The sequence below is a fragment of the Lactobacillus kimbladii genome (assembly GCF_000970755.1).
In the GTDB taxonomy this organism is placed as follows: Bacteria; Bacillota; Bacilli; order Lactobacillales; family Lactobacillaceae; genus Lactobacillus; species Lactobacillus kimbladii.
Window position 1 is genome coordinate 240,192 of the sequence record NZ_KQ034007.1, and the last position, 14,534, is coordinate 254,725.

Genomic DNA, 14,534 nt, shown 5'->3' on the forward strand with positions numbered 1-14,534 from the left:
AATGCCACTAGTTAATGGCTTTAAATTATTAGAAATTATCAAAGAGCGTCATGTTTGTGCCGGTGCTTATAATACCACGGATTTAATCACAACAATGGGCATATTGGATGCAGTTGAGCAAAGTAAAATTCCAGCTTTTATTCAGATAGCACCAACTAATATTCCTTTATCAGGTTATGGCTATATCTTTGACATGGTTAAAAGATACGCTGATAAGATGGAGACTCCTGTTACCTTGCATTTAGATCATGGTAAGAATTTTCAAAATGTGGTTGATGCGTGCAGGGCAGGATTTGGTTCGGTAATGACGGATAATGCCCAATATGAATATGACGAAAATGTTGCCCATACGAGGCAGGCAGTCGAATTTGCTCAAGGTTACGGTGTACCTGTTGAAGCTGAATTAGGGGCAATAGCAGGTAAAGAGGATGACTACGTAAATCCGGATCATAAGTATACTGACCCAGACCAGGTAGTTGATTTTGTTGAAAGAACAGGTGTCAATCTATTGGCTGTTGCTGTTGGCAATGTCCATGGTTTGAACTTAGATCCTAACATCAAGTTCGACCTGCTAAAAGAAATTCAGAGCGTTTGTAAAGTGCCTTTAGTGTTGCATGGCGCTTCTGGCATACCAGACGAACAAATTAATCAAATGGTTAACTATGGTGTTGTCAAAATTAATGTTGCCAGTGATTTGCGAAAAGCATACATACAATCAATGGGCAAAGACTACGAAAAAGACAATGATCGTTTTGACTTGGTAAATGTCACATTAGATGCCAGAAAAGCAGTTAAAGATGTGGTTTATCACAAAATTAACGTGATGAACAAACTATCTCCTGCTCAAGTTTATTAAAGGAATTAAGATATGGCATTGAATGACAATAAAATTAGGTTTGAAAAAGATCAAATAGTTACTTTCAACGAAAAGACAAATTTTGACCATGTGATTAATACTCTGGCAAAAGTTTTAATTGAAAAAGACCTGGTAAAACCTGAATATCCAAAGCAGGTAATATTACGAGAGCAAAATTTTCCGACTGGTTTACCTACTAACCCCTTTGGTGTATCAATACCTCATACCGATGCAAAATGGACAAAACACAACGCGATTGCAATTGGCATATTGAAGTCTCCCATAGAGCAAGTAGTAATGGGAAGTGATGAAGCAAAAATTAGGGTTGAAATTGTTTTTATGCTGGCTCTAGATAAATCGAATAAGCAATTAAATATTTTATCTAAGCTCATGAATATATTTCAGGACCCTGAAAATTTGGTAAAAATCAGGAATAGTTCTAAAGATGAAATATTGAAAATAGTAAATAAAGTTATTTTGGAGGAAAAATAATGGCTAATAAGAAAAAGAATATTCTTTTTGTATGTGCTACAGGTATTGCCACATCTACTGTGGCAACTGAAAAAACATTGGAATACTTGAAAGATAAAGGAGTAGAAGTAACTTATACGCAAACTAACGTTGCCTCTTTACCAGAAGTTGCAGATCCCAAAACCGTTGATTTAATAGTGGCTACCACACAAGTACCATTTGATTTAGATATTCCGGTTGTTCATGCATTATCTCTAATTACAGGTATAGGAGCAGATAAAACATTAGCAGAAATTTATGATTACGTAAAATAGGAGGCAAAAAATGGTTAATTTGGCTTCACAAATTAATAGTATAGTTCAGTACATTTTAAGTATGGGAGCTATTGTAATGCTGCCCATCATCCTATTTATAGTAGGCTTATGCTTTAGAATGAAAATCTCACAAGCATTCAAGGCCGCTTTGACAGTCGGTGTGGGGTTTGTCGGTATTTTTGCAATTTTTGGTATTCTAACCAATAATGTAGGACCGGCTGCACAAGCTATGGTTAAGCATACAGGGATTAACCTTCCTGCTGCTGATCTTGGTTGGCCAGCTCTTTCTGCGATTACTTGGGGTCTGCCAATTGCTCCGTTTGTAATTCCAATGACTATAATTATTAACATAGTAATGCTAATAATAGGAAAAACTAGGACGGTAGACGTAGATATGTGGAACTACTGGCATTTTGCTCTTGTGGGTACACTAGTTTACTATGTAACCAACAATTTTATTTTAGGATTACTAGCTGCTGCAGTTATTACCATAATAGTTTTTAAGATGGCAGACTGGGCAGCGCCAATGGGTGAAAAATATTTTGGCTTAGAGGGTATTTCTTTACCTACAGTGTCTTCGATTACCTTTTGGCCGATAGGACTAATAGGAAATTGGCTAATAGATAAGATTCCTGGAGTGAGAAATATTAAAATTGATCCGAAAACCATTCAAAAGAAGTTTGGTATTTTCGGTGAGCCTATGATGATTGGCTTAATTTTAGGTGTTTTATTAGGATTATTAGCTGGCTATGATGTTAAAGGGCTGTTAAATATCGGTGTTAATTTAGCTGCAGTAATGTTGCTCTTGCCAAGAATGACCAGAGTTTTACTTGAGGGATTAATGCCAATTTCACAAGCAGTGCAAGCATTCTTAACAAAGAGATTTCCGAATAGAAAAGATCTTTTTATTGGCCTGGATATAGCTGTAGCTATCGGTAATTCTTCCATAATTTCAACAGCTTTATTGCTAACTCCTCTTGCCATCCTTTTGGCATTTATTCTTCCTGGAAATCGCACTTTGCCTCTGGCTGACCTCGCTAACTTGGCAGTTTTTGCCTCAATGATTGTTTTAGCCTGCAAGGGTAATATTTTCAGAGCAGTAATTATTGCTATACCGTGTTTAATTGGTGACCTTTATATTGCGAGTGCTATGGCTCCTGTTATTACAAAGATGGCTAGAACTGTAGCATATAAGGGTGCTGCCCACGCTACAGTTACAAGCTTTTTAGATGGTGGTAATCCACTTAGATTTTGGATAGTGAAAATTTTTGAACTTAATCCTATTGCTTTAGGTGGAATAGTGGTAATCGGTCTTTTAGTCTGGTGGATATATCGCACTACAAAGAAAGAAGTAGTTGATATTGATCAATAATTGCCTAACCATTGATGTTGGAACAACCAATACTAAAGTTACATTGTGGCATGACCAAATTCCTGAGTTAAAAGCATTTCCTACACCGAAGAAAGTAAAGGGCAATTTGACCAACTTTGATTTAGAAAAATTGTGGACAGAAATTGTTGCAAAAATAAAAACTTTTAATTTAGTTCAGCTAAATAAAGTGGAGAAGATTGCAATAGCAAGTGTTGGAGAGTCCGGAGTTTTAATAAATGAGCAAAAAGAAGAAGTTAGTCAATGTATTGCTTGGTATGATGAGCGTGCACAATTAATTGTTGATCAGATTTCTCAGGAGGAAAGGGATGAAATTTATCAAATTACGGGATTGCCTTTAAATGCACATTATTCTGCTTGTAAAATTGCCTGGTTACTTAAATATGATGAAACCATTAACGAGCCAAAAGATAAATTTATGTGGTTGTGTATTCCTGATTATTTAGTTTTTAAATTAACTGGGAATTTGGCTACTGAAAATACTATTGCCAGTCGGACACTTTGCTTTGATATTAAAAATAGACAGTGGTCTGAAAGAATAAAAAATATTTTTAAAATAAAAAATATCACTTTTCCCCAAGTCTTTCAGTCAGGTACTAATTTGGGGAAAGTTTGCGGAAAAATTGCAAATTTATTAAATAAAAATTGCCAGGTAGTAATTGGCGGTCATGACCATATGTGTGGAGCAACCGGAATTAATTTGCAGAATTCAGATTTGTTTGACTCAACAGGAACTACTGAGGCTATTATGACTCTCGTCAATCAGCCAGATGTTTCAAAAGAGGCACAGAAAAATGGCCTGGCAAACGGAATTTATACAAACAGCAAACTTTATACCAGATTTACGGCCATGCCATCGGCTGGTTCAACAATTGCCTGGTTTATGAATGCTTTCAAAATTAGCGAAGAAAAGTTTTCTTCAACAATGAATCAAGTTTTAGAAGAATATAACGCTCATTCGCTTTTTGATTCTCAAGTATTATTTTTGCCCCATTTTAACGGTAGTGGGGCACCGAATAAAATTCCAGACAGTAAGGGAATGATATATGGTCTAACAAGGCGGACGACACTAGATGAGTTAACCTTTGGTTTATTTCTCGGATTGTCGTTTGAATTTTATATTGCATATAAGTCGATGTTCAAATCGAAGGATTATACAGCTATAAAAGTTATCGGTCCTGCAGTAAATGACCCACTTTGGTCACAACTCAAAGCTGACATAATGGGGTTAAGAGTAGAGTGTATAGATGCACAACAAGTGGTGTCTGAAGGGGCATATACGATCGCAACACATAATAATTTACATAATGCTGTAATTAAATATTTTCCTACTCAAGAAAAATCAAAAAAACAATATTTAAACAAAATGCTAAAGTTATATCAAGAGATATATAACAATAAAATGAAGCATCGTCTTTAAACAAAATAGCTAAGTTTTTACTTAGCTATTTTGTGGTTTCTCTGATTATTAATTTAGTTGGAATTAGAAACTGACTTCCTTTTTCATTTTGTTTATTGATGGCATGCATCATGCTGGTAACAGCTGTTTGTGCGATTTTTCTGGTGTTTTGCTGGATAGTCGTTAATTTTGGGGTAACTATGTTAGCTGCAGGTACATCGTCGAAACCGACCACTTGAATTTGTTGAGGAACTTGGTAACCAAGATTTTTAAGATATTTGAGTAATTCCATTGCAATACCGTCATCGACAGCAAATAAACTGTCAGTACTTGGATTTTTTTGTAAAAACTTGGCGAATGAAGATTGACTTTGCAATTTCAGTTCGTGGCGTGACTTGGCAAATTTAAGAGAATGATTTTTCAAACTTTCCTTAAAACCGTCAATTCTAGATTTAATTGAGCTACTAACTTTTTTGACTACGACTACAGGAGATTTTGCTCCTTTTTGAAATAAATAATTAGTTGCATCCAGGGCGCCCTGATAGTGATTAGAGGAAATAAAAACTGTATTATGAAAATTTTCTGGTTCGCGATCAATACAAATGTAGGGAATTTCTTTTAGAGAACTTTGAAATTTAAAACCGTGTTGATAAGACCCAGAAATCACGATAATGCCATCAACCTTTTTGTTTTCAAGCATACGTAAGTATGCTTTTTCTTTTTGTTCATTTTTATCAGTATTACAAATAATGGTGGAATAATTTTTGGTAAAAAGCAACTCTTCAATTTTTTGAACCAAATCGGCAAAAAAGGGATTTTTAATGTCTGGAACAAGGATTCCTATAGTGAATGTAATATTCGTACGCAAACTACGGGCATTGTTATCGATTTTATAGCCAGTTTGTTCAATAACATCTAAAACCTTTTGTCTGGTTTTTTCAGAAAACCTGCCATTATTATTGATTACCCGTGAAACTGTTGCAGTTGAAACATTACATAATTTTGCAATGTCTTTAATTGAATATTGCTTCATTACCTACTCCTTCATTTATTGCCTAATTATATCATTAAAATAAAAATTTAAGTTCTTTTTGTGGTTAAACGATTTCTCTTTTTATAACTTATTATTTAGAAAAACGTTTACAAATAAAAAATTAAGTGCAATAATAGCAGTATGTTGTATGAGTAAACGTTTACTCAAAAAGGAGGAGAAAATGTCTTTAATACTAAGCCCGTCAATGATGTGCGCAGATTTTAGTAATTTAAAACTAGAAGTTGAAAAGCTGAATAACGCTGGAGTCGATATGTATCACATGGATGTAATGGATGGTAGATATGTTCCGAATTTTGCATTAGGACCAGAAGATTATCAAACAATCCGTTCCTTGACGAAAAAGCCTATGGATGCTCATTTGATGATTGAAAATCCTCGTGCTTACATTAAATTCTTTAGTGATTTAGGAGCAGACATTATTTATTTTTGCCCAGATGCTGAAAAGCAACCTGCAAGGACGATTGATGATATTCACGCTTTGGGTAAAAAAGCTGGAATTGCAGTAAATACGGGAACGTCTTTCACTACAGTTCAAGAACTTTTACCTAACGCAGACTATGTTTTAGTAATGACTGTTCATCCAGGATTTGCTGGACAGCCATTTCAAGCTTTTGTAATGCCAAAGCTGGATCAGTTTATCGCAGCAAAAGAAAAGTATGAGTTTGTCTTAGGAATTGACGGAGCAGTTTCACGAGAAAAAATTAATCAACTGCATAGAAAAGGCGTTGATAATTTTATTCTCGGAACTTCAGCACTATTTAACAAGTCAGTTTCTTATCAGGAAACAATTGCTCAAATCAGAAAGGAAAATCAGTAAAAATGGTTGCAAAGAAAATAAAAATAGCTTTTGGATCAGATCATGTCGGCTTGGAATTGAAGCCAACAATTATGGAATATGTTAAAAGTTTAGGCTATGAAGTTTATGATTTTGGGACTAAGAGTAATGAACGAACTGATTACCCTATTTATGGTCAAAAAGTTGGTAAAGCCGTAGCTAACGGGGATTATGATCTGGGAATTGTAATTTGTGGCACTGGTGTAGGTATTTCCTTAGCAGCAAATAAGGTAAAAGGTATTCGAGCTTGCGTATGCAGTGACTGTTATTCAGCTAAACTCTCGCGAATGCATAACAATACAAATGTATTAGCTTTCGGCTCTCGCGTAGTTGGTCCAGAGTTAGCCAAGATGATCGTCAAAAATTGGTTAGAAGCCAAATATATTGGCGGTCGTCATGAAAGAAGAGTAGAAGAATTAGCAGCAATTGAAAGTGATGATGAACAAAAGTTTGTTGAATTGGAGCATTCCCAAGAATTTGATGGTAAAGAACAATTTGAAGATCAATCACTGTAAGGTATAGGTGAGAAAAGCAAGTTATGATTGCTCTACAGTTGTCATTGTCATGAATACTAAAGATTATCAAAATGTTGAACTGCTACATGCAGAGGAAAATAATTATGGCTTTTTTGAAAGTCTTGCTATTTTTAATTAATTCTTCTAGCCTTAAGCAATGCCTAATGCACTTATCAAAATGCAAAAGACAATTAAGCCCAAGATGACAATTGTAAAGTTGACGTGCTTCTTTGCTATCAACCAGTAGCAACCTAAAGTTCTGGCTGCTTTTGTGAAAATTGTTAATAAATCAGATGAATACATTTCAGTGATATATTCAGAACCTACTGTAAATCCTAGTTTAGTCATTTCCCAGTGACACCATTGAGCAGGGATGTTGTAGATCAACAGGAAGACGAAGGGTGCTAAAACATTGCCTTGCATTCCAAATGTCATTGCGACTCCGGCAGCAACAACTCTTAAAATATCCCAAAATAGCGTGTCACCAATTCCGGACATTGGTCCCATCAAACTAGCCTTGACGGCACTGATTGAAGAAACATCATAGTCTTTACGCTGGGAAGCTTGTTTTTCCATTGAGGCAACTAAACCCTGGCAAAAAATTCCCACATATTGAGTGATATTATAAAAAACAGTATGTCTTTTAAGAGCTTGCTGCTTTTAACGACTTAAACATTTCAACTACTAATTTAGAAACTGCAATCTATTTAAATTTGCATACACAAAATAAAATTAATGTAATTGGGGGGAGGATGATTGATACGTATTCCAGTAGTATGATTACTGCCAGAAATTTACGTGATTATGTTTTTGATATTGCTTTTATGTCGTGTAGAGGATTTAGTTTGGAGTACGGTATTACTGATAAGGTTGAATCCGAGTCTAGCCTAAAGCATACTTTAATTGAATGCAGTAAAAAATTAGTTTTATTGATTGACAGCAATAAGATGGGTCTGATTTTTCCTTATAGAGATTGTAAATTAAGTCAGATTTCTGCAGTTGTAACAGATAAAAAGCCTGCTAAAAAGTACAGTAAGTTGTTTGAAAAGAATAATGTTGAGGTAGTTTACTAATCTAAAATATCAATTTGTAATACTTGATTCAAAAGATATTAACAAAAAGGCCTGCTGGTGATTTTTAATTCTTAGCAGGCTGTTTTATTTTTACAATAGACTGTCAGATTTTTCTTAAATGGATAATAGGATACCCATTTCAATTTTTAATTGATTTACTATCTATACTTTCCCAACATTTCAATATAAATTGTTGGTTGTTTATCTTTTCTACATCAATATAATTAAAACAACTTAAATTGAAAGAAGAGAAATTCATGACTGGAAAAAAAGCTAATTTAATTTTTGGAACTCTTTTGACTGGAACAATTGTCACATCGTTTCTTCAAACTTCATTAACAACGGCCTTACCACAAATTATGCATGAGTTATCATTGACAGCACTAACTGCCCAGTGGTTAACCAGCGCCTTTAGTTTAGCTATGGCTGTAATGATTCCTATATCAGCATATTTGATTAAAAGCTTTACTACTAAGCAAATATTTTTATCGTCAATGCTATTATTTGCTTTCGGCACATTACTTTGTTGTTGGGGGAACAATTTTCCCATTATACTAATAGGTCGTATATTTCAAGCTTTGGGTAGCGGCATTATTTTACCATTAACTCAAGTAGTAATTATGATTCTTTATCCGGTTAACAAACAGGGAATGGTCATGGGGATATTGGGATTGGCATCAGGAGCAGCACCTGTGATAGCACCAACTTTAACAGGCCTCCTTATTGAAATATGGGGTTGGCGCAGTGTTTTCTTTATTTCAGCAGCTATATCACTTTTTATTATAATTTTAGCAATCTTTAGCGTTGAAAATGTTTCACCAGTTGCAAAAAATCATCTAGATTACTTTTCTCTATTATTAAGTACTGGTGGCTTGAGCAGTATGTTGATAGGACTAAGCAATATTACTACTAGATTATTTACAAGCTTAATCTTGATGGTTATTGGAACAGTATTAATAATTATTTTTTGTAAAAGACAGTTACAAGATGATGAACCATTACTAAATCTAAGAATTTTTAAGAATTCAAAATTTCGTTTGGCTGTATTAATCAGTATGCTTCTTTATGCAATAATGATGGGTAGTTCAACTATTTACCCTATTTTAATTCAAACTGTAATGAAAAAATCAGCTCTTATTTCAGCATTTATAATGTTGCCCGGATCGTTAGCTATGGCTATAATTAATCCTTTTACAGGGATGTTTTATGACAGATTCGGAATAACTAAATTGGCAATTTCAGGAAGCTTGTTATTAGTAATTAGTTGCTTGGGAGTAACATTTATCAATTCTCCAAAAGAAATAATTTTGTTAGGAGTTTTTTATCTTCTCCGTTTATTAGGGGTTGGCTGCTTGATGATGCCAATCGTAACTTGGGGAATGCAAAGTTTGCCTAAAAATGAAGCAGCAAATGGTACAGCTCTTCTAACTTGTTTAAGAACATTAAGCGGTGCTATAGGAACTTCTTTATTTATGGAAGCCATGACTAGCGCAACCCACTTTATTGATACCAAAGTGACGGCAAATTATATAGGAATTCAATTCACATTCGGTATGATGTCATTTTTGGCTTTAGTTCAATTATTTATTAGCATATATAAATTCAAAAAGCTTTAACAAAAAGATTTTTATATGTCATAATTATTTCTATGAATAAAAAAAGAAATCGCACCGTATCACGTAAAAAAATTCAAAATGCTGTCGTAGAACTTTTAAAGAATAGTAATTTAGAAAATTTAAAAGTCACTGAAATTTGTCAAAAGGCACAAATTAACAGGTCAACTTTTTATGATAATTACACAGATATTTATGATATTGCAGACAAATTAAGAAAATATCTTGTTGATGAATACGCATTAACGCAAAATAATTTTAAAAAACCATGTTTTTCAAAATTATTGCAACATGTTAAAGACAACCAAGATTTATATCGTTTATTTTTTAAACTTAATTTACAAAATGGTGTTGCTGAAAAGTTTATAGATAATCATGAAGAAAAAGATCATTATGATGAGGTGTTTTTTCGCAATGGCATAGTAGCTATAATTACCGAGTGGCTAAAAAATAATTGTTCTGAGCCAATAAATAACATTGTCAAAGTAATTGATGCTCATCAAAATTGTTTGAAGAATAAAAAAACAATCTGAAATTCAGATTGTTTTTCTGTTTTATGCCAGTAAAATAGCATCGTCTTCAAGACCTGCACCTACATGTTTTTGGAATAATTCCATTAACTTAGGCACAGTTAAATTTTGCTTATCTTCACCTGCCAGATCAATTGCCACACGACCTTGATGTAACATAATTAAACGATTACCGTAACGAATAGCATCTTCCATGTTATGAGTGACCATAAATGCTGTCAAATGCTGTTCAGAAATCAATTTTTCAGTTAATTGCATGACTGTTATTGAAGTTTGTGGATCAAGAGCCGCAGTATGTTCATCCAGTAAAATCAAGTCTGGTCTTTGCAAAGTTGCCATTAAAAGGGTAATGGCTTGTCTTTGACCACCAGAAAGTAAACCAATTTCAGTTTCTAGACGGTTTTCCAAATTCAAATTAAGTTGCGCCAGCTGCTTTTTGAAAAATTTTCTATCCTGTTTTTTAACGCCGGGACGAAAACCGCGTCGTTGGCCTCGTTTCATCGCTAAAGCCAAATTTTCTTCAACTGTTAATCTGACCGCTGTTCCCATTTTAGGATCTTGAAATACGCGACTAATATTTTTTGCTCGTTTAGTAACAGGTAATTTAGTGATATCAGTATCGTTTAAAATTATTTGACCTTCTTGAATGGGCAATGTTCCAGCAATACTGTTAAGTAAGGTAGATTTACCCGCTCCGTTACTACCAATAATGGTCACAAAATCTCCGGCTTCTAAATTGAGGTCGATTCCTCGCAGTACACGGTTTTCGTTTACAGTCCCACGTTCAAACGTTTGATGTAAATTTTTAATCTTTAGTACTTCTGGCATTTTGTTTTCCTCCTTTAAGGTTATGTGGTAAATGGAAATTAGGTAAAGTTAAGCAAACAACTAATACTAAAGCTGAGGCTAATTTAGCATCAGATGGTTCGACATTCATTTGGAATACTAAGGCTAAAATTAAGCGGTAAATGATCGCTCCTACAACTAATGTAAGTAAACGACCGCCAATTGGCAGATTCCTGATAAGTACTTCTGCGATAATGATAGAAGCTAATCCAATAACCAGAGTACCAACACCAGAGTTAAGGTCGGCAAAGCCGTTATTTTGTGCTAAAAGTCCACCTGACAAGGCAATACAGCCGTTAGAAATCATGTAGCCTAAAATTTTCATTCCTTGAGTTTTGATACCATTAGCGGCACTCATTTGCGGATTATCACCAGTTGCTCTCATAGCTAGGCCAATTTCAGTTTTGAAGCAAACGACTAATAACATAATTACTAACAGTGCAATTATCAGTCCCATGACAATTACCGCATTGTTACGACTTAATCCCCAATTTTGCGCAATTGTAAAAACTGTTTCTTTGCCTAGCAATGAAACATTAGCAGCGTTTTGCATTACTCTGGAAGTAATGGAGTACAAGCCAGTCATTGTAATAATTCCTGCTAGTAAGGAAGGAATACGCAATTTGGTGTTCAAAATACCAGTAACTAAGCCAGCAATCAAACCGCCAACAAATGCGGCAATAGTTGCTAAAACAGGATTAATTCCCTTAATAATGCACATCGTTGCAACGGCTCCGCCTAACGGAAAGCTGCCTTCAGCTGTCATGTCGGCTAGATCTAATATCCGAAAAGTTAAGTAAACACCGATTGCCATTAATGACCAAAGTAATCCTTGAGAAGTAGATGAAAGTAATAACTCCCAAAATGTATTCAACATAACTATTGATTCACGCTGCCTTTCTTTAATTTACTTAGGTGCTTTAATTGAAGCAGGATCAATTCCAAGTGCCTTTGCCATTTTCTTGTTAACCACCAATTTCAAATCAGTTGCCCTTTCAACAGGCATATCTTTAGGTTTAGCTTTACCGTCTAAAATTTTAGCAGCCATTTTACCGGTTTGTTTACCAAGCGCCTCATAATCTATTCCAATTGAAGCCAAGCCACCAGTTTTAACCTGGTCAGTTGAACCGGCTACCAGTGGGATTTTCTTTTCCTTAACAACTTTACCAATAATTGAAGAAGCAGAAGCAAATGTGTTGTCTGTTGGTACGTAAATTCCTTGTACTTTTCCGGCTAAAGTTTCAGTTACTTGTTGAACATCATTCGTAGTGTTGGCCGTCTTAATTAAGACTTTGACTCCAGCTTTTTTAAGAGCCTTGACAGCTAAATCCGCTTGAATTTTAGAATTGGCCTCACCGGCATTGTACATGATGCCAATTGTTTTAGCTTTAGGCACTATTGATAATAACAATTTTATTTGTTTATCAATTGAAACCATGTCAGTGGTTCCTGTGACATTTCTGCCAGGTTTTGCATCTGAATTTACTAATTTAGCAGCTTTTAGATCAGTCACTGCAGTTACTACAATAGGAATATCTTGGGTTGCATTAGCTACGCTTTGCGCTGCCGGTGTAGCAATTCCCAAGATTAAATCTGATTTTTCATTGACTAATTTTTCACTCATACTCTTCAGATTGTCTTGGCTGTTTTGCGCATTTTGGTAATCAATTTTTAGATTCTTGCCTTCAACGTAGCCATTCTCTTTCAAGCCTTCTTTAAAACCTTTGTTAGCCTCATCTAATGAGGGATGCTGTACTACCTGCAGTATACCCACATGCTTGACAGTTGCTGTACTTCCTGATTTCTTGTTGCTGCAGCCACTAAGCAGCAACAGACTAGTTAAAGCCATTCCCATAATAATTTTCTTGATTCGCATTTTCGTTCCTCCGTAATACTGCTGACCGTAAAAAAATATCCACTTATTTCTAAGTGGATATACAAGAATTATTAGTAATAATCATTTGTGATTAGCCACTTAGAAAGCTATGTGGCTAACCGCAATTAAAGGACTTTAGCCATCATAGATAAATTCAAAACTTGAGTCTGGTTTGAATTCATCTAGATGAACCCAAACCTTATCTAAAATAGCTAAAGTAATAACGGTTATTCAGTTGTGAGACTCGTATTAAATTATATTTCATAAAACTTTACCTCCAACCTTAATGAGAAGATTATAAAAAATAAAGAAGAAAAAGTCAAGAAATAATAAATTTAGCTTGTAAAAATAATAATAATTATGATCACTTAAAGCAAAAATTAAATAAAATTCCTCGTTCTAGTTATTATTGTTAAATAAAAAGGTCACCCTTTTGAAATAAGCAACAAAGCTTTTCACTTTTGCTTTTTATTTCACTGTTCAGTGGCCTTTTTATATCAACTTAAAATTATTTGGGTGCTTTAATTGATTTAGGATCAATTCCCAGTGCTTTAGCCATACTCTTGTTAACAACTAATTTCATATCATGTGCTCTTTCAACCGGCATGTTAGCTGGCTTAGCTTTGCCAGATAAGATTTTAGCAGCCATTTTGCCAGTTTGTTCTCCTAATAATTCGTAATCAATTCCGATTGAGGCCAAACCACCTGTTCTAACTTGATCGACGGAACTTGCTACCAGGGGAACTTTCTTTTCTTTGACTACTTTTCCAACTACAGAAGCAGCTGAATCGAAAGTATTGTCAGTAGGAACAAAAATACCATCAACTTTAGATGCAAGTGTTTCAGTTACTTGCTGGACATCATTAGTAGTATTTGCGGTTTTAATCAAAACTTTCACTCCTGCTTTTTTCAGTGCCGCTGTAGCTAAATCGGCCTGTATTTTCGAGTTTGATTCACCGGCATTGTACATAATACCAACCGTTTTTGCTTTAGGAACAATTGATAGCAGCAACTTAATTTGCCTTTTAATAGAAACCATGTCTGTTGTTCCTGTAATGTTTCTGCCAGGCTTAGCATCTGAATCAACTAACTTGGCTGCTTTTAAGTCAGTTACAGCAGTAACAACAGTTGGTATTTTTTGGGTCGCATTGGCAACGCTCTGTGCTGCCGGCGTGGCAATGCCCAAAATCAAATCAGATTTTTCATTAACCAGTTTTTCACTCATACTTTTTAAATTGTCCTGATTATTTTGCGCATTCTGGTAATCAATCTTAAGATTTTTACCTTCGACAAAGCCGCTTTCTTTTAGTCCCTTTTTAAAACCTTTGTATGCCTTGTCTAAAGAAGGGTGTTGTACTACCTGTAAAACCCCAACATGTTTGACATCTGGCGCTTTGCCAGCTTTTTTGCTGCTGCAGCCTCCTAATGCCATTAATCCGACAATACTAATTCCTGTGATCAATTTCTTAAAACGCATTTTTCTGCCTCCATAAAAAATACCCACTTACTTCTAAGTGGGTGCACAAAAATTTTTATTGCCAAAAACGATTGGATGTGGTCAGCCACTTAGAAAGCTATGTGGCTAACCAAACTAAAAGAGTCTTAGCCATCATAGATAAATTCAAACTTGTGTTTAGTTTGAATTCACCTAGATGAACCCAAACTCTTATCTATAGTAGCTAAGATAATAACGATTATTTAGTTGACTTTCTTTTTGACTAAACTCAATCATTATCCTTACCTCCAATTTCAATAACCGAAT

Annotated in this window: 15 protein-coding genes and 2 pseudogenes; 11 read left to right on the plus strand and 6 right to left on the minus strand. The window is 34.8% G+C overall.

Annotation, left to right across the window (positions count from 1 at the left end):
• Position 1 precedes the first annotated feature (1 nt).
• From JF75_RS01615 to JF75_RS01635, 5 genes are read left to right on the plus strand one after another with little or no spacing between them, the layout of a single operon-like run.
• On the plus strand, positions 2-856 hold the full coding sequence (locus JF75_RS01615) for a class II aldolase (RefSeq protein ID WP_046331579.1): 855 nt from the start codon (positions 2-4) through the stop codon (positions 854-856).
• Between the two features lie 12 nt (positions 857-868).
• A complete protein-coding gene (locus JF75_RS01620) occupies positions 869-1,348 on the plus strand; it encodes a PTS sugar transporter subunit IIA (protein WP_046331580.1) in 480 nt (159 codons plus the stop codon).
• Positions 1,348-1,641 (plus strand): PTS sugar transporter subunit IIB, encoded by a 294-nt coding sequence (locus tag JF75_RS01625; RefSeq protein ID WP_046331581.1) that lies wholly within the window; start codon positions 1,348-1,350, stop codon positions 1,639-1,641. The genes JF75_RS01620 and JF75_RS01625 overlap by 1 nt, the downstream gene beginning before the upstream one ends.
• Before the next feature lie 10 nt (positions 1,642-1,651).
• On the plus strand, positions 1,652-3,013 hold the full coding sequence (locus tag JF75_RS01630) for a PTS galactitol transporter subunit IIC (protein ID WP_046331582.1): 1,362 nt from the start codon (positions 1,652-1,654) through the stop codon (positions 3,011-3,013).
• The gene (locus tag JF75_RS01635; RefSeq protein ID WP_046331583.1) at positions 3,003-4,451 is read left to right on the plus strand and encodes an FGGY-family carbohydrate kinase; all 1,449 of its coding nucleotides are present in this window, start codon (positions 3,003-3,005) and stop codon (positions 4,449-4,451) included. The genes JF75_RS01630 and JF75_RS01635 overlap by 11 nt, the downstream gene beginning before the upstream one ends.
• Positions 4,452-4,476: 25 nt before the next feature.
• Here the strand turns inward: JF75_RS01635 and JF75_RS01640 are convergent, their stop codons facing one another.
• Positions 4,477-5,463 (minus strand): LacI family DNA-binding transcriptional regulator, encoded by a 987-nt coding sequence (locus tag JF75_RS01640; RefSeq protein WP_046331584.1) that lies wholly within the window; start codon positions 5,461-5,463, stop codon positions 4,477-4,479.
• 181 nt (positions 5,464-5,644) lie between these two features.
• Here JF75_RS01640 and JF75_RS01645 point away from each other — a divergent pair, with 181 nt between their 5' ends.
• Genes JF75_RS01645 through JF75_RS10725 form a run of 3 tightly spaced genes read left to right on the plus strand, consistent with a single transcriptional unit; the run spans position 5,645 to position 6,973 of the window.
• The gene (locus tag JF75_RS01645; protein ID WP_141639305.1) at positions 5,645-6,301 is read left to right on the plus strand and encodes a ribulose-phosphate 3-epimerase; all 657 of its coding nucleotides are present in this window, start codon (positions 5,645-5,647) and stop codon (positions 6,299-6,301) included.
• A 17-nt stretch (positions 6,302-6,318) separates the two neighbouring features.
• Positions 6,319-6,834, plus strand: a complete 516-nt coding sequence (rpiB, locus tag JF75_RS01650) for a ribose 5-phosphate isomerase B (protein ID WP_046332899.1) — start codon at positions 6,319-6,321, stop codon at positions 6,832-6,834.
• A gap of 7 nt (positions 6,835-6,841) precedes the next feature.
• Positions 6,842-6,973 (plus strand): hypothetical protein, encoded by a 132-nt coding sequence (locus tag JF75_RS10725; RefSeq protein WP_280682934.1) that lies wholly within the window; start codon positions 6,842-6,844, stop codon positions 6,971-6,973.
• 11 nt (positions 6,974-6,984) lie between these two features.
• On the opposite strand, the pseudogene JF75_RS01655 reads toward JF75_RS10725, so the two are convergent.
• A pseudogene (locus JF75_RS01655) lies at positions 6,985-7,479 on the minus strand (PTS system mannose/fructose/sorbose family transporter subunit IID); the annotation flags it as partial.
• 17 nt (positions 7,480-7,496) lie between these two features.
• Between JF75_RS01655 and JF75_RS01660 the strand changes: the two are divergent.
• From JF75_RS01660 to JF75_RS01670, 3 genes and pseudogenes are all read left to right on the plus strand, one after another.
• Positions 7,497-7,907, plus strand: a pseudogene (locus JF75_RS01660) (DeoR/GlpR family DNA-binding transcription regulator); the annotation flags it as partial.
• 257 nt (positions 7,908-8,164) lie between these two features.
• Positions 8,165-9,523 (plus strand): DHA2 family efflux MFS transporter permease subunit, encoded by a 1,359-nt coding sequence (locus JF75_RS01665; RefSeq protein ID WP_046331587.1) that lies wholly within the window; start codon positions 8,165-8,167, stop codon positions 9,521-9,523.
• A gap of 32 nt (positions 9,524-9,555) precedes the next feature.
• Positions 9,556-10,053 carry a TetR/AcrR family transcriptional regulator gene (locus JF75_RS01670; RefSeq protein WP_046331588.1) on the plus strand — a complete coding sequence of 166 codons (498 nt, stop codon included), beginning with the start codon at positions 9,556-9,558 and terminating at the stop codon, positions 10,051-10,053.
• A 21-nt stretch (positions 10,054-10,074) separates the two neighbouring features.
• On the opposite strand, the gene JF75_RS01675 is transcribed toward JF75_RS01670, so the two are convergent.
• The 4 genes from JF75_RS01675 to JF75_RS01690 form a co-directional block, all read right to left on the minus strand.
• Positions 10,075-10,878, minus strand: coding sequence for an ABC transporter ATP-binding protein (locus JF75_RS01675; RefSeq protein ID WP_046331589.1), 804 nt, complete (start codon positions 10,876-10,878; stop codon positions 10,075-10,077).
• On the minus strand, positions 10,856-11,770 hold the full coding sequence (locus JF75_RS01680) for an ABC transporter permease (RefSeq protein WP_379859279.1): 915 nt from the start codon (positions 11,768-11,770) through the stop codon (positions 10,856-10,858). The genes JF75_RS01675 and JF75_RS01680 overlap by 23 nt, the downstream gene beginning before the upstream one ends.
• 33 nt (positions 11,771-11,803) lie before the next feature.
• Complete coding sequence (locus JF75_RS01685; RefSeq protein ID WP_046331591.1) at positions 11,804-12,772, minus strand: ABC transporter substrate-binding protein; 969 nt, start codon at positions 12,770-12,772, stop codon at positions 11,804-11,806.
• Positions 12,773-13,280: 508 nt separating this feature from the next.
• On the minus strand, positions 13,281-14,204 hold the full coding sequence (locus tag JF75_RS01690) for an ABC transporter substrate binding protein (RefSeq protein ID WP_379853959.1): 924 nt from the start codon (positions 14,202-14,204) through the stop codon (positions 13,281-13,283).
• Between the last annotated feature and the right edge of the window lie 330 nt (positions 14,205-14,534).